This is a genomic window from Luteolibacter sp. SL250 (genome assembly GCF_026625605.1).
Classification (GTDB): domain Bacteria; phylum Verrucomicrobiota; class Verrucomicrobiia; order Verrucomicrobiales; family Akkermansiaceae; genus Luteolibacter.
Genome location: NZ_CP113054.1, coordinates 4,525,413 through 4,543,788, shown reverse-complemented (window position 1 = coordinate 4,543,788; position 18,376 = coordinate 4,525,413). Strand labels below are relative to the sequence as shown.

Sequence of the window (18,376 nt, the reverse complement as noted above, 5' to 3'; positions counted from 1 at the left end):
CCTCCAATGGCGACTTTGAAAAACGATGCCCTGCGGGTCGGGAAAAATTCAGGATCATCGAAATTTTTTGTCCCTCCGGAAGGGTGACAGGACAGATAACAGGTGAATGGCGAATTCCGAACCCACCGATGGCGAGCTTCTCGCGGACTGGCTGACGACCCGCAGGGAGGCGGCGTTCCGGTCGCTGGTGGAGCGCCATGCCGGGATGGTCCATGCAGCGGCACGGCGGGTGGCAGGGGATGACGGGGCGGCGGCGGAGGTATCCCAGGCGGTCTTCATCCTGCTGGCGCGGCGGGCCGCCTTTCTCCACACACGCCCCACCCTTGCCGGGTGGCTCTACATCACCGCCGTCATGCAGGCGAAGAATCTCATGAGGAGGAACCTCCGTGAGATCAAGAAGCGGCAGCGACTTCTCGATGAAATGAAAACGACCCCGGCACAGGAGGGTGGAGACGGTTGGCGGGAATTGCGCCCCGTCATCGACGACGCGATCGCCTCGCTTCCGGAAAAAGACCGGGAAACCGTGCTGCTCCACTTCTACCACGCCATGAGCGTCGGGGAGATGGCGGCGAGGCTGGGGATCGCCACGGATGCGGCGAGGAAGCGGCTCGAACGGGCGACGGCCCGCCTGCGCTCGAAGCTCGCCCGCCGTGGATATGAGCCGGGCGGGGCTTTCAACATGGTCCTGACGGCTGGATTCGCCGCGGAGCTGAACGCCCCGGTTGGCACTATCCATGCCCTTTCCTCAAAGGCACTGGCAGCCTGTGCCGCACAAGGCCCGGTCTCCACCGCCACACTGGCCACCGCCACCACCGTTATGAAAGCCACGCCATTCGTCCCGCCCGTCATCGCGTTGATCGTGGTAGGTTTCTGGATTTCTCCGAAATGGGAGGCCCTCGCGGCCGTCGGGAAGAAAGAAGTGTCAACTCGTGCGGGCCACCTGCGTGGTTCCGGCGGGACGGCTGGAGATGCCGTCCGGTCATCCCGGAGGAATGTCGTTCCGATGGGTGGAGGGAAGTGCATCGCATGGGAGAAGATCGGAGCGATGATGACGGAAAAGCATATCAGCGGGAGACTCGTGACCATGAGCACGATCGAAGATACCTCTCTGGATTATCTTTTGGGAAAGCTTTCCGTTGAAGGGTTGGTGGCGGAATTGGACGAAGTGGCAAAGGTGGACATGGAGGAGACGGCGCGAATCATGATAGAATCGAGTATCCTTTACCTTCTGATGAAGAAAGATCCTGCTGTCGTGTTGGCCCTGGCGGAGGAAAAGGTGGCCAAGCCCCGGTACAGTTACATGATGAAGGATGCGGTGCTTGCCATGGCGAAGAAAGATCCCGTGGCGGCTGCTGCATGGCTCGACCGGCAGGTGGCGGAAGGCAAACTGGAGACGAAGCGTCTGGACGGGAAGAATCCTCTCAGGATGCGGCTGGAAGTAGCGTTGCTGGAGCAGATGTCTGTGAAGGATCTCGAAGCCGCATCTTCCAGGCTGGAGGGAATGTCCCCGAAGACAAGAATGGAGGTGATGGGGATGATCGGCGAACTGTCGATTTATGATCAGGCCAGTGAGGCTGCCTATGTCGGGCTGGCCCGAAGGCATCTGACGCCTGAGGAATGCCGGAAGACCCTCGGTATTGTCGCTTGGAATATGGAATCCCGGCGGGTGGATTCCTATTTGGAAAGGATCAAGGCGACGCCGGACGAGCGCAAGGTCATCTGTGAGATGGCGGCCATCGGCTCGATTTCGAACAAGCCGTTGAACGGGAAGCTCACCATGGCGGATCTGGCGGAGACCCGCGCATGGTTGGAGCGGACGGCTCCGGTGGAGGCGGACCGGGTGATTGGTGAAGCATTGGGGAAAGCCCTGGAACACGGCCCGGCCAGCTTTTCCGAGATCGCATCCCTGGCGGCGGGGTTCCGTGGGACGGATGGGAATGACGAATTTCTGGTCGCCTTTCTCTGCTCAAAGGGGGCGCGGGGAAAGAAGGATGAGGCGAGGGCAATGGCGGCGGAGATAACGGATCCCGTCCGAAGGGCGGAGGTGTTGGAAGCACTGGAATGAACGTATGGATCATCCGATGAAAGTTTCGCTGCTCGCGGCAGTGGTGATCGTCGCCGGCGGGCTGTTCGCCGGTTGGCGGATCGATTCACTGGCGCACGTAGCCCGGGCAAGTGGGGCGGATTCGCCGGCCAGGTTTTCAAGGTCCGGCGGCCCTGATGATGCCGGGAGGAGAGACGACCGGGGTGAAGTGGCGAAGCGATCGGCAATCGAATCGATGGATTGCTATCGGAAATTCGGTGCTCTTCCGGACGACAGCGCGGATCGGAAGGCGGCATGGTCACACGTGCTGGAGCGGCTCCTGACCATGGATGCGGCAGAAGCGGAGTTCATCGTACGGGAATACATGACGGGAAAGGTCCCACATGAGCACCCATGGGGATTCGTTCTCCAGCAATGCATGTTGAAACTTGCGTCCTACCGACCGGAGCTTGCGATTGGATTTTTGTCGGAGGCGTCCAACCGGGAAGCGGAAAAGTCATGGTCGCTTTTCAGGGATATGGAGGGGCAGGTGATCGGGGACTCATTGATCTCCATGGCGAGGGATGATCCGCGGAAGGCGATCACCTGGTTGAAGTCGGAAAGCGCCCGCTTCGATGATCACATTTCCGGACAGACCAGGCGGGTGGTGCTTTATCAGATCGCGGCCAGGGATCCAGTGCTGGCGTTCCAGTCGATCCGAGACCTCGGGCTCCAGGCGGATGACAAGTCGGTGGCATCCATTGTGCGGGCGGCGCGCACGCCGGAGGAAAGGGATCGCATGCTCGGAGCGCTCCGCGGGTATCTGCAGGGCATGGGCGGAGCGAAACAACGGAACGAGGCGATGGCTGGTGGTTTCGGCGCCTTTGCCGATCAACTGGTGGCTGCGGGAACCTCCGGGGCGCAGCGATGGATGGACGGTGCGCATCTCGACGGTCCCGAACTCGATGCACTGACGGCGGGGATGTTCGGGAAATTGAAGGGAGAAACCGCGGGGAGGTGGATCGGATGGGTGGAGCGGAATATCCCTGTGGTTCAGTCGGAAGCGGAGATCGGCGGGTTGTTCACCTCGTGGGTGGAGGCGGACCACATGGCTGCCGGAGAATGGCTGCAGGAGGCATCCGCAGGAACGATGAAGGACGTCGCGGCGCAGGCGTATGCGGAGGCGGTGGCGCAGTATGACCCTGAAACGGCGTCGCAGTGGGCGGAAACATTACCGGCGGGCGAGCGGAGAGACCGGACGATCCGGAAGGTTTATGAACGCTGGCCGAAGGATGATCCCATCAACGAGAAGGCCGCAGCCTCCTTCGCGGAGTGCCACGGCCTTCATTGAATTTTCCGGAGAGGGAAATCAGCTTTCGAAATACGTGTAGCCATTCAGGCCCTCGCGGTAGCGGTCGAGGATCTCGCGGCGTTCCTTCGGTGAGATGCGGCCTTCGGATACGGCCTTCTCCGCGAAGTTGCGGAAGCGGCTGATCAGTTCCTTCGGGTCGTATTCCACGTAGCTGAGCACATCGGCCACGGTGTCGCCCTCGACTTCGTGGGTGTAGACCGGCTTGCCGTTCTCAAGATGGACGCCGACGACGTTGGTGTCGCCCAGCAGGTTGTGGAGGTCGCCGAGGGTCTCCTGGTAGGCACCGACGAGGAAGATGGCCACGTAGTAAGGCTCATCCGGCTTCAGGTCGTGCAGCGGGAGGATCTTGGCGACGTCTTCCTTGTCGATGAAGCGGTCGATCTTGCCGTCGCAGTCGCAGGTGATGTCGGCCAGCACCGCGCGGTGGCGCGGACGTTCATCGAGACGGTGGATGGGCATCACCGGGAAGAGCTGGTCGATGGCCCAGGAGTCCGGCAGGGATTGGAACAGGGAGAAGTTCCCGTAGTAGTAGTCCACCAGCGTGGAGGACAGCTCACGGAGGTCTTCCGGAATTTCATCCAGATCCGCGATGAGCTTCGAGATGCGGGTGAGGATGTGCCAGAACCAAGCCTCGCCCAGACCGCGTTCGCGCAACGTGGCCGCGCCGTAGAAGAACTGCGCGCGGAGCTGGTCCCGGTAGTAGAGCGCGTCGTTGTAGCTTTCCTGGAGGTTCTTCGTGGAAAGCGTCTTGTTGATGTCGATGATGTTGATCAGGTTTTGCGGCGCTTTTTCCGGGATGGCCGGTGCGGCTTCACTGGTCTGCGCGCTGGTCACATCCAGGATGTTGAACACCAGCACGGAGTAGTAGGCGACGATCGCGCGGCCGGACTCCGAGATGAGGTTCGGGTGGGCGATGCCCGCCTTGTCGCAGACCTGGGAAACCGTTTCCACGATGTCCGTGCAGTATTCGGCGATGGAATAGTTGCAGGACGAGGCGAAGTTGGTGTGGGAGCCATCGTAGTCCACCGCCATGCCGCCGCCGATGTCCAGCACGCCCATCGGCGCGCCTTCCTTCACCAGGTCGCAATAGACGCGGACCGCCTCCGTGCAGCCTTCGCGGATGGCCGCGATGTTCGGGATCTGGGAACCCTGGTGGTAGTGGAGCATCTTCAGGCAGCCGAGGTAGCCCGCATCCTTCAGTTGATCGACCACGTCGATGATCTGGTTGGCGCTGAGGCCGAAGACGGATTTGTCACCCGCGGATTCCTGCCAGTGGCCGGAGCCTTTCGTCGAAAGACGGATGCGCACGCCGAGGTTCGGCAGCACGCCGATCTTGCGGGAGCGCTCGAGGATGAGGCCGAGTTCGGACGGCATCTCCAGCACCAGCATGATCTTCAGGCCCATCTTCTGGGTGGTCAGCGCCAGGTCGATGAATTCCTCATCCTTGTAGCCGTTGCAGATGATGTAGGCCTCCGGATCGTGCATGTGCGCCAGCGCGGCGATCAGCTCCGGCTTCGAGCCCGCTTCCAGGCCATAGTGGTACTTTTTCCCGAACTCGGAGATCTCCTCGATGACCTGCCGCTGTTGGTTCACCTTGATGGGATAGACGCCGCGGTATTCGCCGCGGTACTTCACGTCCTTGATGGCCTTGCGGAAGGACTCGTTGAGTTCGGTGATGCGGGAGTGGAGCAGGTCGCGGAAGCGGAGCAGCACGGGAAGGTGGGTGCCGCGGTCGCGCAGGCCTTCCACGACTTCATGCAGAGAGACTTCCGCAGTGGTGTCTTCATCCGTCAGGTTGACGGTGACATGGCCTGCCTTGTTGACGCCGAAAAACCCGTGTCCCCACGAATCAACGCCGTAGAGGTCGGCGGACTTGTCCGGTGACCACGCCTTTTCAGCGGGACGTTTCGAGGATTTACCGGTGGCGGTGGCAGGAGGCGTCATGGGAAGAAGCGAATCGTTAGCACCGCTGGGCGGTGGATCAATGACGAAGATGTGACTGGAATGGGAAGAAATCCGGCGGAAACGCGCCCGCGAGGCGTCACTTTTTCCCCGCCATCTCATGGGCGGAGAGGATGCTTTCCAGCTCGGCAATCCGTTTCGAGAGACCCCGGCGTTGGAAGGCGGTCATCAGCAATCCCACCGCGAACACCAGGGCGGAGGCGGTGGGAAGCCAGTTCCAGAACGTGAAGTACACGATCTGTGGCAGTTCCAGAGGCTCGTAGCCCTTGTTCGCGTGGTAGTCGATGAACTGCGCGAGCGCCTGCGGGATCATCCCGACCAAGGAAAGGATCGAGCCAGCCAGCATGATGCGGGGGCCGGCACCCTTTTCACGCAGAAATGCCACCGACGCGGAGATGGCACCCGCCAGAGCCAGCAGCAGGACGCAGAAACCCAGCAGCTTGATTTCGGGCGAAGCGAGGTCCATAGGTGGAAATTGACCGGGAGGAGGAAGTGAAGGTCCCAGGCCGGATCAAGGAGCGTTGCCTGGAGGCTTCCAGTTGGGGAACTCCTTCTGGAGCTGCTGGCGGAGCTTGTCCGCTCCAGCTTTGTCGTCGGTGCGTTCGCGGAGCTGGATCAGCTTGTGGAGGGCCAGTGGCTTGAGTTCCGCATCCCCCGCGAACTGGACGATCCTGTTGTAGGCACCGGCGGCACGGTCGAGCGCTCCCTCCTTGTCAAAAAGATCCCCGTTTAGAATCCCGAGCAGAACACTGGTGCGGCCGGTTGGATGGAGATCCTCCGACTCATTCGCAGCCACCCGCGCTTCCGCGATGCGGTCGAGGGCGAGCAGTGCACGTCCCTTGTCCACCAGTCCATCGGCCTTCCAGCTTGCGTTGTCCTCCACGGCCAGCACGTTGTTGGCGGCGGTGAGGGCCCCTTCGTAATCACCGGTCTCAAAGCGCGCTTTGCCCAGATAACGCCAGATTTCCTTGGCGGTTTCCCTGGGCTCCTCAGGGTTGGCGATCAGGTTGAGGAAGCGGGCGGTCGATTTGTAGTCGCCTCCGTTGTAGGCCTGCATGCCTGCCCACTGGATCGTTTGGTCCGCCAGTTCCTCGTTGTATCCACCCTCGATGGCGAGGTTGATTTCGGCGGAGAGTTTCTGTGCGTCCAGCATCGCTCCATAGGCCATGCACAGCAGGAGGCCGGAGTGCTTGCCATAGGTTTTGGCGTCCAGGGCGCGCGCCTTTTCCAGGAAGGCGATAGCCTCGGCGTGGGTGTTCTGTTTCACCAGGCCCCAGCCGATCCGGAAGTTCGCTTCCGCGGACTGGTTGTCATTGATGTTCTTTTTGGCGAGGAGCCCCTTGTAGCGGACGATCATGTCGGGGACATTGTCCTCCGTCCTCCGCAGGCGGGCGGACTCGATCCACGCCGCGGTGGAAAGGTCATCCGGCATGCCTTCGGCGGTGAGCTGGTCGAAGTCGGCGATGGCTTTCGCGTTATCCCCGCTCTGCGCATAGGATTGGGCGCGTTTCATCAGCGCGGATGGCGCGCGTTCGTCCTTGGGATACTTGGCGATGAACTCGCTCAGGGAGCGGATGGCGCCCTGGAGGTCTCCCGCTTCCGCCATGCACCAGCCACGGTTGTAGAGCAGGCCGGGGCGGTTCTGTTCGCTGATGGCGTTGGCGTCGATCTCGGCGAATGCCTTCGCGGCTTCCGCATTCTTGCCGCTGGAGAAAAGGGTCTCCGCTTTCAGCAGCAAGACGGTCTGGATCTTCGGGTCATCCGGGGGGCGGGTCCGGCGGTAGATCTGCAGGAATCCATCCACCTGGTCTGGCACGTGGCGGCCTTCGATCTGGAAGAAGCAGTGGAGGCGGTAATACGCGGCGAGGAAAGCCAGGTTGCTCTCCGGCACGAGTTTCTCCACCTCCCGGAAAAGCTGCATCGCCTCCTGCGGCTGCTTGTTCTCCATGTAGGCGCGCGCGGCCAGCGTCAGCCGTGCCGCTTCACGTTCCCCTTCGGCGGGGGCGCTGTTGCGTTGGTAGATCTCGATGACTTTCTTGTATTCCTTCCGGTCGAAGGCCTGTCTCATCAGCGTGATCTGCGCGTCCGCGCGGAATGCTTCCATGCCCGGCTGGGTGAGGATGAACTGGAGGTACTTGTCCGCCACGTCATGTTGCTCCAGTTTCGCTGCCGCGTCGGACGCCGCCAGTGCGGCATCCCCCCGCAGTTCGTTGGGGTTGCCGCTGTTGCCGGCCACTTCCTCGAAGAGGGGCAGCGCCTGTTTCGCGTCACCGGACTTCAGGAGGATCTTGCCCGTGAAGAACTTCGCTTTCGGGACCATTGGTGCACCCGCCGGGTCGTCGATGACTTTCCTGAAGGCGGCCAGAGCCTCGCGGTCCCGGCCGAGCAGGCGGTAGCAGTCGCCCGCATTGTAGTTTCCCCGCGGACGCTCCGATGGCTTCGCCGCGTTGAGCGCGTAGCGTTCGAAGAGAGGCGCGGCGAAGGCATACTCGCGGCGGTTGTAGTGTTCGAGTCCCAGCTTGTAGGCGGCGAGCGCCGCCCAGGGGCCGTCCGGATAGCGGTTGAGGAGCGTGGAGAACCTTTGCCTTCCCGCGTCAGGCACGCCGCTTTGGTAGAGGGATTCCCCCAGGAAATAGTAGGCGCTCTCCGTGTTCTTGTGGTTCGGAAACTGGCTGATGTAGTTCTCCAGCAACTCCCCGGCATGCTGGAAGATCAGGATGCGGTTTTCCACGTCCGCGGCCTGGACGCCCTGGTTGAAGCGGTTCTTGCATCGCTGGAAGAACGCCTCGCCGGGGTCCTGTTCGAGGACTTCGTTCACCGTTTCGGCACGCGGCGGCTGGGCCGAGAGGGCTCCGGCGGTGAGGAAAAGGAAAGGTAGCGCGCGGTTCAAGGGATGCGAAGGGGTTCGGGGATGCCACCCGGAGGTGGCCTCATTGATTCTCTTTCGGAGCTTGGGAAGCGAACGAAATGTTCCAGATCCCCGCTTTTTGGCAGGTGTCGATGACATCCACCATCCGCTGGTAGGGGACGGTTGCGTCCCCCCGCAGCCGCACCGGCTGGTTTTTGTAGTCTTTGGCCAGGGAGGTGAGTTTTTCCTGCAGCTCGGGGAGGGTCACGGTGCGGCCCTCCACCCGGATCGAAAGGTCCGCGAGGATGTTGATGATGATTTCGCCCCGTTGTTGCTCGGAGTCCGCGCCTTCCTCCGCGGTCGGGACGGAGACGTTCAGTTCCGTCTCGGACTGGGAGAACTGCCAGGAAATGATGAAGAACGCCAGCAGCAGGAACAACACGTCGATCATCGGCACCAGATTCATGGGTGCCGGAGGAGGGAGGTGGCGGTTGAACTTCATGATCGGTGCGGGGTTCAGATGCCGTGCAGGTCCGGACGCTCCGCGCCCAGCGGTGCGGGCGTCGGCATGGCGAAGTCATCACCCCGGCCGCCTCTGGCTGCGGGGGTGGCGTAGGAAGGCCCTGACGGCTGGCGCTCGATCTGGCTGTTCAGGATGGCCATCAGGTGGGCGGAGGCCGCTTCCAGCTCGGAAACGTAGCGGAAAACACGTCCGCGGAAGAAGGAGTAGAACACCAATGCGGGAATCGCGATGATCAGGCCGGATGCGGTGGCGATCAGCGCTTCGGAAACACCGCCCGCCAGCTCCATCTGGCGCACGCCTTGGCCGGCTCCGCCGGAAATGTGGATGAATGACTTGATCATCCCGAGCACCGTTCCCAGCAGACCCACCATCGGCGCGATGGCCGCGATGTCAGCGAGATAGGTGATGCGGGAGGTGAGGGTGCCCGCCTGCCGGGAGCCTTCCGCCTCAGCGAGGCTGCGGACTTCGATGAACGGGGCGTTCGGGTTCTTCGTGAGGAATTCCAGGGACTTCTGGATCACACGGGCGATCGATTCGTTCTGCCGGTGGCAGTAGGCGATGAGACCCAGATAGTCCCGGCGGCGGATCATGGCGTCCGCGGCGCTCATGAACTTGTCACTCACCACGGCGTTGCGGCGGATGGTGGCGAGGAAGACCAGGATGAACAGGACGAGGATCACGGAAATCACCAGCAGGGCGTACATCGTGTATCCGCCGGAGGCGAACAGCTCGATCAGTCCTTTCTCTTGTGGGGCGCCGGTTGCGACGGGAGCAGCGGAAACGGAAAGCGCGGAGATCAACATCCCCGCGATGGTCAGGAGGCGGCACTTCATGAAGTTGTCTGGGAGTTTAGCGACCACGAGGGTCAACGCAAGCCCGGGGTGCAGGTGCGGATTACGGGAAAAACGGTGATTTCTTTCATAGGAAAGGCGTCACCGGATTTACGGTTTGTTTTTTGAATTTCCGGCGGTTGGATGAAGGATCGACCGCGGATGGCAGGGAGTGACTTGAGATCAAGGCTTGGCGAGGTGCCACATCAACCCGGCGTCTACCTGATGAAGGACCGCCTGGGTTCCATCATTTATGTCGGGAAGGCGCGGGATCTCCGGAAGCGGATGTCGAACTATTTCATGGCGTCGCGGAAGACCCGGGCGGACCTGAAGACACGCGCGCTGATCGATTCCATCGCGGATTTCGAGTTCCACGTCGTCCGCAACGAGCAGGAGTCCCTGCTGCTGGAGGGCAAGCTGATCAAGGACTACCGCCCGCGCTACAATGTCGCCTTCCGGGACGACAAGCGGTTCCTGCTGGTGAAGGTCCGGATGGAGGATCCGTGGCCGAAGTTCGCGACCACCCGCCTGAAAAAAGAGGACGGTGCGCGGTATTTCGGGCCATTCCCCCATTCGGGGGCGCTGCGGGAGACCATCTCCTGGATCAACCGGGCCTGCGGGCTGCGGGTCTGCCGCCCGGTGGTGCCGGGGGAAAGCGACTACAAGCACTGCAATGCGGACATCATCCGCAACTGTTCCGCGCCGTGCATCGGGCGGATCGACCGTGCCGCCTATTTGCTGAAAGTGGAGGAGGCCTGCCGGATGCTGGAGGGGAAGGGGCGCAAGGAGATGTTCGACAACCTCCGCGCCGAAATGGAACGCGCCGCCGCGAACCTGGATTTCGAGAAAGCGGCGAACCTCCGTGACGTGATGCTCAACCTGGAGAAGACGCTGAGCCCGACGCGCCAGTTCACCCGTGGCCGCGGGGTGCCCACCACGGTGAAGCCGGTGGAGGATCTGGCGGATCTCGGGGAGGCGTTGCACCTCTCCGGTCCGCCCCGTGTCATGGAGTGCTTTGACATTTCCAACGTCTCCTCCAACCACATCGTCGCTTCGATGGTCCGCTTCACGGATGGCAAGCCGGACAACCAGAACTACCGCCGCTACCGCATCCGCACCGTGGAGGGGCAGGATGACTTCGCCTCCATGGCGGAAGTCATCCGGCGGCGCTACTCCCGCATCCTCATGGAAAATTCCGCCGCGGACCCGGATGCGGACATTTCCCAGGAAGATGTCGTTGAGGCCCAGCGGCGGCTCGCCCGGGAGGGGCGGGCGAAGATCGTGCTGCCGGACCTGGTGATCGTGGACGGCGGCAAGGGGCAGCTCGGCATGGCGGTGAGGGAGTTGGGCAACCTCGGCCTGCATGACCTGCCGGTGATCGGTCTGGCGAAACAGCGGGAGGAAGTGTTCGTCCCCGGCCGCAGCGAACCGATCCTCATCCCGCACGACCGCGGTGCCCTCAAGCTCCTCCAGCGCATCCGGGATGAGGCCCACCGCTTCGCCAACGGCTACAACGCGCTGCTCTACCGCAGGCGGATGAAGGAAAGCCTGCTCGACGAGGTGCCGGGCATGTCACCGCGGAAGAAGAAACTCCTGCTGGAAAAGTTCGGCAGCGTGGAGCGGGTGAAAAAGGCGACTGCCAAACAAATCGCGGAAATCCCCGGTATCTCGGAGAAATCCGCCGCTGCCATTCTCGATTGGCTTTCCTGATGGCGGGGTGCCGGTCGTTCAATTCGGCGCGGGAGGAGCCTTCGCCGCCGCCGCTTGCGCCTTTTTCTTCTCCGCCATTTCCTGCACCTGCGCATGGATGGGGGAGTCCGGATTTTCCTGGAGCCATCGGTCCACCGCCGCGTGGTCCCGCTGGAGCGCGAAATCGACGGCACTGTTCCACTGGCGTTGGCTGAACTCCTTGCCTTTGAAAACCGGTCCCCGCGCGAGCTCGTCGAGAAGCTCGATTCCTCCGGTGACTTTCCTGTCCCGGATCTGTCCCATGCCACGGGTGGTCCAGTCGGCATCATCCGGAAACGTCGTGATCAGGCTTTCCAGATCCCTTGCGAGGGAGGCCGCATTCCGGCGGTTGGCGCCTGACCAGAGGATGCGGTCGAAAAGGGAGGTCGCCGCCCGCCGCACATACGGATCATCTCCACCGCTTGCTTTGAGATCGTGGAGCCACTGCACCCCGCTTTCCTTCCCCGCCACCTGGACGATCTGGTTGGTGAATGTGGCCAGGGCCCGCTCACGGTCTTCCCCCTGGAGGGAACCGTAGAGCCGTGTGGCGGACGCCGGATCATTGATCATCGCTCCGGTGAGGAGAGCGTTGAAGAGTTTGCTCCTGGTGCTTCCATCGAAATCGGGATTCGCTTCCAGCCAGCGTCGCGCGGCTTCAGGATCCACTTGCGCCCAACCCGTGAACGATTTGGAAGCCGCTTCGGTGGTGATGCCGTTTTTCTTCCAATCTTCCATCACCGTCTGACCGGCGATCTGGCCGGCGCGCATGCTCATCAATAGATACTCCTCCGGATACTCCCGTGCCGTGGCATTGGAGACCTCCAGGATCTGGTTCATCATCTCCCGGTAGTTCGTATGGTCCATCCGGGAATAGAGATCGGACATCAGTTGCCTGCGCAGGATGGGATCGCCCGTTTCGAGGGCCCGGAAAACCAGTTGCGGGATCCGGTCGGCCGGTTGCGCCCGGATTTCCTGCCTCAACCGCGCTCCTGGAGTGGAGGGGCGTTCCACCGGTGGGCGTTCCGCCACGCGGGTTTTGAGGGCGGCGGTCCGGTCGGCCGATCCGCCGTCGCCACGATCATGGGCCGTCTCCGATGAGGAAGTGATCCGCCCAACCATGAATCCTGCGGACAGGGTCACGAGCAGCCCGGCGGCGATGGTTCCATTCCTCATGGAACGATATGCCTACCTCAGAAGGCCTCCGGGTGTCAATCGGTCGCCGGGCAGGCGGGGAGAGCCGGAAACTCCCAGCCTCACCTCATCGGGCCGGCATTCATGCCCGCCATGTGGCTGAGGAGCTTTTGGTTGAACTCGTCCGCCATGTTGTAGCCCAGGCGGCGGAGCTGTTGGTCCAGCGCGGCGATGGACACCATCCGGGCGGTGTCCCGGCCGGGGCCGACGGGGATCTCCACGTGGGTGATGTGCTGGCCCAGGATCTCGTGGGTTTTCTGCTGCAGGCCCAGGCGATCCACCTCATTCAGGTCCGCCTGCGGCTTGAGGGTCACGACCAGATCGACCCGCTTCTCCGGACGGATGGAGGCGAGGCCGTAGAGGTTCGCCACGTTGATCACGCCGATGCCGCGGATCTCCATGTAGCCGCGGGAAAGGTCGGGCGCGGTGGCGGTCAGTTCCCCGCCCACCAGCTTGATGCGCACCATGTCATCCGCCACCAGGGATGCCCCGCGTTCCAGCAGGCCGATGGCGGTTTCCGACTTTCCGGAACCGCTCTTGCCGATGATCAGGACGCCGACCCCCCGCATATCAACCATGCAGCCGTGCAGCGTGACGCTTGGCGCGAACTCGTGCTCCAGGCGGATCGTCGCCGCGTTGAGGAACTTCATCGTCACCTGCGAGGTACCGAACACCGGGATGGAATGCTCCCTCGCCACCGCCATCAGGTCTTCCCCGATGGTGGCTCCACGGGCGATGACGATGCATGGGATGTCACGGTCGCACATCCGGCGGAAGCGGTCGGCCCGCATCGCCTCCGGCAGCTTCTTCAGATAGGAAAGTTCGGAGTTCCCCAGCACCTGCACCCGCTTGGGCGCGAAATAGGAAAAGAATCCGGCGAGCGCCAGGCCGGGCCGGTTGATCGCCGGTTCGCTGATCGGGCGGTCAAAGCCGACACTTTCACCGTGGAGGGTGAGGCCGAGGGCTTCGGCGTGGTTCTCGAAGAACTTTCCGACGGTGATGGAGGCAACGGTTTTGACGCGTGGGGTCATGGACTTGCATTCACTGAAGCAAACCGGAGGCAATGCGGCACGCGAAAAGAAACTGCCCCGCCGGACGTATGGATAGGTCGCGGCGGCCGGGAAAAGGCCTTGTGCATCCCCATCCCATTTCCCCTAATCCCCGAAATTCCATGAAAACCCTCCTCACCGCCGCCGCCGTTTGCTTCCAGCTTGTTGGAGCCGGAGTTTCTGAAGCCGCTTCGGTTCTTTACACCACGGACTTCCCCGGGACGGCGACCCAGCCTGCCGACTGGACGGTGATTGCCGGAGGAACCGCCACAGGAACCGGGACAGGCTGGCGCATCGATGACAACGGTGCCTACCGCTACCAGAACCCGAATACCGGGACAAATGCCCTCTCCCATTACACGGGTGCCCTCGAGGGTGGGATCGCCTACAACGCGCTGACGGATTTCACGATTGAGGCAACCGTAAGGAGATCGGCGGGTTCGGTGGTGGGGCTAGCGGGACGAATTTCATCGACCGATACCTTCTATCACGCGCGGATCTTCACGGTGAACGATCTTCCGAGCCTGCAATTGTACAAGTTCGTGAGCGGTACCGCCACGCAACTTGGCTCCACCACCCCCCTGGATCCGGCCTATGTCGCGGATTCGGCGTGGCGGCTGGTGATGGATTTCAACGGGACGACGATCTCCACCTACGCGTATGACGAAAACAACACGTTGGCTGGTTCGATCGTTGCGACTGATACGTCCATCGCATCGGGTTCCGCCGGGGTGAGGACGCAGGCCACCGGTCGTTACGAGAGTTTCACCATCAGCATCGTGCCGGAGCCTTCGTCCGCCCTGCTTGCCGGGCTGGGACTGCTTGCGGCGGCTGCGGTCCGCAGGAGGATCTGAGGCCAAACCGACTCTTCACTTGAAGAGGGCATCCACGCCCATCGCCGATTTGCGGAGGAACTTCGGCATTTTCCGTTTGTCCCGTGGCTTGAACACCCGGAAAGCGAAGCCGAGGAGATTGAGGGTGAAAATGTGGTCGATCAGGCGGTAGCCGCGCTTCCTCCGCAGCAACAGGGAAGTCGCCAGGCCGAGCGTCCGGCCCGTGATCCTGACAGGATCGAAGGAAGTCTTGATGCGGTAGCGTTCGCGGGAGCCTTTCGGCCAGCGTTGCTTGTATGCCTTTTTCGCGGCGCGCAGTTCGGCGGACAGCTCTTCGTCATACGGCAGGAGGTAGTAACGCCGCGCGAGCAGCAGGATGCCGAACAGGTCCCGCATGTGTTCCACATCCTCCACCGGCAGGCCCGCCTCGCGCGCCAATCCGATCATTCTTGGGAAAAGGGAGAACGCACCTTCCGCGGATCTCAAGGCCCGTTCCGGATCCTTCACGAAATGCCGCAGCACCTTGCGGACCGCATGGTTGATGAACAGGGAGTCCCAGTAGGCGTGCAGCAGCGGCGGGATGCGCACCCGCCGGAAGAACAGCTTCTGGCGGGCGAAGTCCTCGATGTAGAGCAGCTCGTGGATCACCGTGTCCGCCAGCGTGAGGAACTCCATGACGGTGGGATTCCCCACGGATTCCTCCACGGATCTGCCATGGCGGAAGATGTCGATGGCGGCGGTGGCGTTCAGCCGGATCCAGGTGTCATCCCCGGTGTTTTCCAGAAATGGCAGCCGGCGGAAGCGGTGCCAGCCGCCCGTCTGGCACCAAACGGAAATGCCCGCCATGTTTTCCGCCGTGGCGAGTTCCCTGGCGAAACGTCCGCAGTCACGGCCGATGTAGGAGGGATATTCCCCGGCCCCCTCGTATTCCCGCCGGGCCTGGAGTTCCAGCAGCTTGCGCTGCGGCAGGTGGAAGAACGCCCGGTTGAGCGGAAGGTAGCGGAAGAAGTCACTCTCGCCGTGTTTCATCGAGACGATGAAGTGCGGAGAGTCGATGCCCTGGAATGTCTCCGCCAGGGTCCGGCGGTGCCAGATGAGATCCCCGATCTTGTGCGCGCCGACGGTCCAGGTGCGGAGGATGAGGGTCCGGTCGCGGGCTTCGAATTCAGGCAGCAGATTTTTCAGGAACCGGTTCGTCTCCGCCGCCCCGCGCAGGTGGAGGCGGGTGCGGATGGGGTCGCGCACGTCGTTGCCATCGCTCTCACCGATGCGGAGGATGAGGCCGTCGAGCTGCGGGAAATCATCGAGGATGCCGCGGACCAGATCCCGGTAGTAGTCTTCCCATGCCACGGCATTCCCTCCGAACGCCGCATCCAGCGCGGGGGTGGACGGGATCACATCCGAGGTCAGGAAAATCTTCAGCCCGTATTCATTCTTCAGGAGGTCGAACAGCTTGGCGAATTCCTGCCGGAACACGGTGATGCGCTCCCGGATCTCCGGCTCATGGAGCGGATGAGGGGCCAGATGGGCCAGATCATCCAAAGTGACCGCATTGTAACCGAGCCGGACGACCTCTGTGGCGAACCGCTCCAGATCCCGTGCGATCTCCTCCCATTGCAACGTCCTGTCATCCCCGGTCCGCAGGTGGGTGAACGGGATCTTCGACCAGTTGATGCGGCGCTTTCCATAGCCCCTGAAAAACGGGCCGATGGCGTCGATGAGGAACAAATCCATGGACGCGGCGATTCTTTCTCCGCCCATGCCATAGGATAGTCCGCCGATGTGGCGGAATCGTCACCGAAGGGGTCCCGCTCAATCCCGGTCTGCGATGAACAGCGTATGGGTGAAGCGTTTCGCCTTCGGGTAGGCCTTGGCGCTGATCGCCTCGACGTTCCTGAACGTCCGGGACAGCGTTTTGACGAAGGATTTGTCCTGGTGGGCGGACCAGAAAATGACGCGGCCCCCGGGCTGGAGGGCGGCCTTGATCCGGACGAGGCCGGAGCCTTGGTAGAGGCGCTCGTTGCCTTTCTGGACGAAGGGATCGGGTCCGTTGTCAACGTCCAGCAGGATGGCGTGGTAGCGGTCGGGGCCGGATGCCTTGCCGATGATGTCATAGACGTCACGGACGAGGGTGGTGACGCGCGGGTCGTCGAGCAGCCTGCCGTTGACCGCGGCCAGATACTCGCGGTTCCAGGCGACGATCTCCGGCATCAGCTCGGAAACGTGGACGGCGGCATCCGGGCCGGTGAGTTCCAGGACGCGCTTCAGCGTGAAGCCGAAACCGAGGCCACCGATGAGGATGCGGGGCCGGGGCGGAAGCGTGGCGCAGGAAAGCTCCGCCATCTGCTCCTCGGACGAGGAGGCGGTGGTGCTCATCAGTTGCAGGCCGGCCACCTTGAGGAAGTGTTGTCCGTCGTGCTCGTGGAGGGTCATGGTCGCCCCGTCCGGGGTGCGGGTGGTGGCGAGGGTGACGGTCGGCTTCATGGCGACGCTAGGTAAAGTCTGGGAGCGGTGCGGCCAATCCTTATCGGGCAATTCGCAGAATTGCTCTCCTTTCCCTCACTTCGGGATCTCGTTCAGGGTGTACCATGCCTCCGCGTGCCACAGCGGCGTGCCGGATGCGGACTTCACTCCTTTCGCCTCCAGGTGATGGACATGGCCCTTGGTGAGGCCGTCGATCTTGAGGCGGACGGACTTCTTGTCCGGCGAAAGTGTGGCGGCGGTGATCTTCGGAACCGTCTGATCGACTTCCGGGCTGCCATACTTCGACTGGTAGATGTAGGTCCAGGCGTCCATCGAGTAGCTCGCCGGGTCCCCGGCGGAGTCCCCCGCGGGTTCGGTGAAGTCGAGGGTGAAGCCATCGCTCTCCGCTTTCATCGTACGGATCTCGAACGGCGTGGTGCCGGTCCAGGTGACGCGCTCGAAGGTGAACGGCTTGCCGCCGCGGGACGCCCAGCCCCGGCTGGAACCACCGGCGAACAGGTGGCCTGTTTGCGTATCGAGACGCAGCGGGATGATGCCGGAGCCGAAGCCGGCCAGAAACTTGAAGACCGCCCCTTGGTAGATTCCGTTCACCTGTTCCAAGGCGACGCGCTGGACTTCCGAGTGGGTCTGCTCACCCACGTAAAGTTGGTTTTCCCATGGCCCGAATTTCCCGCCGGAGACATCCGCGGCGATGCCGGTGGGCGATTGGCCTACCTTCGCATGCGGGAAAATGACGGCGGGCGGAACGAACTCCGGGAGGCGTTCCCGCTCGGTGACGATGCGTGATCCATCGGTGGGCTTCGGCGGTTCCGGCAGGTTGGCCAGGGTGTGGTATTTGTTACCCGTGGGATTTCCCTGGAACGAGCCGGGCTTCAGCCATTTGAGGGAGGAGGATCCGTTCCATGGCCCCTGGTTGTCCGTGTAGAACACGTCCCCGGCATGGTTGAAGCCGATTCCGCCGGGAGAGCGGATGCCGGAGCAGGTGGGAATCATCTTCCCATCAGGTGTGATGCGCATGCACCAGCCGCGCCAATCGGAGGCGGCTCCGCCGGAACCGGTCAGGCAGAGGACCACCCAGATGTTGCCCTCCTTGTCCGCCGGACTGCCGAAGGCGTATTCGTGGTAATCCCCGTTGATGCCCCAGCCGGAGTTGATCGTCTCGAAAACATCCGCCGTGCCATCCCCGTCCGTGTCCTGCAGGCGGGTGACCTCCGGGCGCTGCGTGAGGTAGAGGGAACCATCCTTCCAAAACGCACCGAGTGGTTCGTGGAGACCTTCCGCGAATTTCTTCCAGGTGACCTTGGACAGATCTTTTTCATAGGCCCCGGTGCAGATCCAGACGTCACCGCGGCGGGTGGTGACGGCGATCTTTTTCTCCGGCAGGAGGGCGATGGATCCGAGTTCCATGATCCCGCCATCGGGGAGCGGGATGGGTTCGCGGAGATAATAGTCGGCCTGGGCCGCGAAGGCGGAAGCCATGATGGCGAGTCCCGAACCAAGCGGGATGAACGTGCGCGAAGAGAACATGGTGTT

General features: G+C 62.4%; 14 protein-coding genes. 4 read left to right on the top strand and 10 right to left on the bottom strand.

Annotated elements, in window-relative coordinates:
- Window positions 1–106 precede the first annotated feature (106 nt).
- Entirely contained in the window at window positions 107–2,065 is a 1,959-nt protein-coding gene (locus OVA24_RS19650; RefSeq protein ID WP_267671845.1) for an RNA polymerase sigma factor, read from the top strand.
- A 397-nt stretch (window positions 2,066–2,462) separates the two neighbouring features.
- Window positions 2,463–3,374 carry a hypothetical protein gene (locus OVA24_RS19645; RefSeq protein ID WP_267671844.1) on the top strand — a complete coding sequence of 304 codons (912 nt, stop codon included), beginning with the start codon at window positions 2,463–2,465 and terminating at the stop codon, window positions 3,372–3,374.
- 18 nt (window positions 3,375–3,392) lie between these two features.
- Here the strand turns inward: OVA24_RS19645 and speA are convergent, their stop codons facing one another.
- From speA to OVA24_RS19620, 5 genes are all read right to left on the bottom strand, one after another.
- Window positions 3,393–5,339 (bottom strand): biosynthetic arginine decarboxylase, encoded by a 1,947-nt coding sequence (gene speA, locus OVA24_RS19640; RefSeq protein ID WP_267671843.1) that lies wholly within the window; start codon window positions 5,337–5,339, stop codon window positions 3,393–3,395.
- A 97-nt stretch (window positions 5,340–5,436) separates the two neighbouring features.
- Window positions 5,437–5,823: a hypothetical protein gene (locus OVA24_RS19635; protein WP_267671841.1), complete on the bottom strand. Its 387-nt coding sequence runs from the start codon at window positions 5,821–5,823 to the stop codon at window positions 5,437–5,439.
- 45 nt (window positions 5,824–5,868) lie between these two features.
- The gene (locus tag OVA24_RS19630; RefSeq protein ID WP_267671840.1) at window positions 5,869–8,247 is read right to left on the bottom strand and encodes a tetratricopeptide repeat protein; all 2,379 of its coding nucleotides are present in this window, start codon (window positions 8,245–8,247) and stop codon (window positions 5,869–5,871) included.
- Window positions 8,248–8,287: 40 nt separating this feature from the next.
- Complete coding sequence (locus OVA24_RS19625) at window positions 8,288–8,707, bottom strand: ExbD/TolR family protein (protein ID WP_267671839.1); 420 nt, start codon at window positions 8,705–8,707, stop codon at window positions 8,288–8,290.
- Between the two features lie 14 nt (window positions 8,708–8,721).
- Complete coding sequence (locus OVA24_RS19620) at window positions 8,722–9,561, bottom strand: MotA/TolQ/ExbB proton channel family protein (RefSeq protein ID WP_267671837.1); 840 nt, start codon at window positions 9,559–9,561, stop codon at window positions 8,722–8,724.
- Window positions 9,562–9,702: 141 nt separating this feature from the next.
- Here OVA24_RS19620 and OVA24_RS19615 point away from each other — a divergent pair, with 141 nt between their 5' ends.
- The gene (locus OVA24_RS19615; protein ID WP_324287874.1) at window positions 9,703–11,268 is read left to right on the top strand and encodes an excinuclease ABC subunit UvrC; all 1,566 of its coding nucleotides are present in this window, start codon (window positions 9,703–9,705) and stop codon (window positions 11,266–11,268) included.
- A gap of 18 nt (window positions 11,269–11,286) precedes the next feature.
- Here the strand turns inward: OVA24_RS19615 and OVA24_RS19610 are convergent, their stop codons facing one another.
- Window positions 11,287–12,459 (bottom strand): hypothetical protein, encoded by a 1,173-nt coding sequence (locus OVA24_RS19610; RefSeq protein ID WP_267671836.1) that lies wholly within the window; start codon window positions 12,457–12,459, stop codon window positions 11,287–11,289.
- 80 nt (window positions 12,460–12,539) lie between these two features.
- Complete coding sequence (gene hprK, locus OVA24_RS19605) at window positions 12,540–13,508, bottom strand: HPr(Ser) kinase/phosphatase (RefSeq protein WP_267671835.1); 969 nt, start codon at window positions 13,506–13,508, stop codon at window positions 12,540–12,542.
- Window positions 13,509–13,648: 140 nt separating this feature from the next.
- Here hprK and OVA24_RS19600 point away from each other — a divergent pair, with 140 nt between their 5' ends.
- Window positions 13,649–14,380: a PEP-CTERM sorting domain-containing protein gene (locus OVA24_RS19600; protein WP_267671833.1), complete on the top strand. Its 732-nt coding sequence runs from the start codon at window positions 13,649–13,651 to the stop codon at window positions 14,378–14,380.
- Window positions 14,381–14,395: 15 nt separating this feature from the next.
- Here the strand turns inward: OVA24_RS19600 and OVA24_RS19595 are convergent, their stop codons facing one another.
- The 3 genes from OVA24_RS19595 to OVA24_RS19585 form a co-directional block, all read right to left on the bottom strand.
- Window positions 14,396–16,093: a hypothetical protein gene (locus OVA24_RS19595; protein WP_267671832.1), complete on the bottom strand. Its 1,698-nt coding sequence runs from the start codon at window positions 16,091–16,093 to the stop codon at window positions 14,396–14,398.
- Between the two features lie 78 nt (window positions 16,094–16,171).
- On the bottom strand, window positions 16,172–16,843 hold the full coding sequence (locus tag OVA24_RS19590; protein WP_267671831.1) for a spermidine synthase family protein: 672 nt from the start codon (window positions 16,841–16,843) through the stop codon (window positions 16,172–16,174).
- Between the two features lie 75 nt (window positions 16,844–16,918).
- Window positions 16,919–18,370: a DUF7133 domain-containing protein gene (locus tag OVA24_RS19585; RefSeq protein WP_267671830.1), complete on the bottom strand. Its 1,452-nt coding sequence runs from the start codon at window positions 18,368–18,370 to the stop codon at window positions 16,919–16,921.
- Window positions 18,371–18,376: the final 6 nt, after the last annotated feature.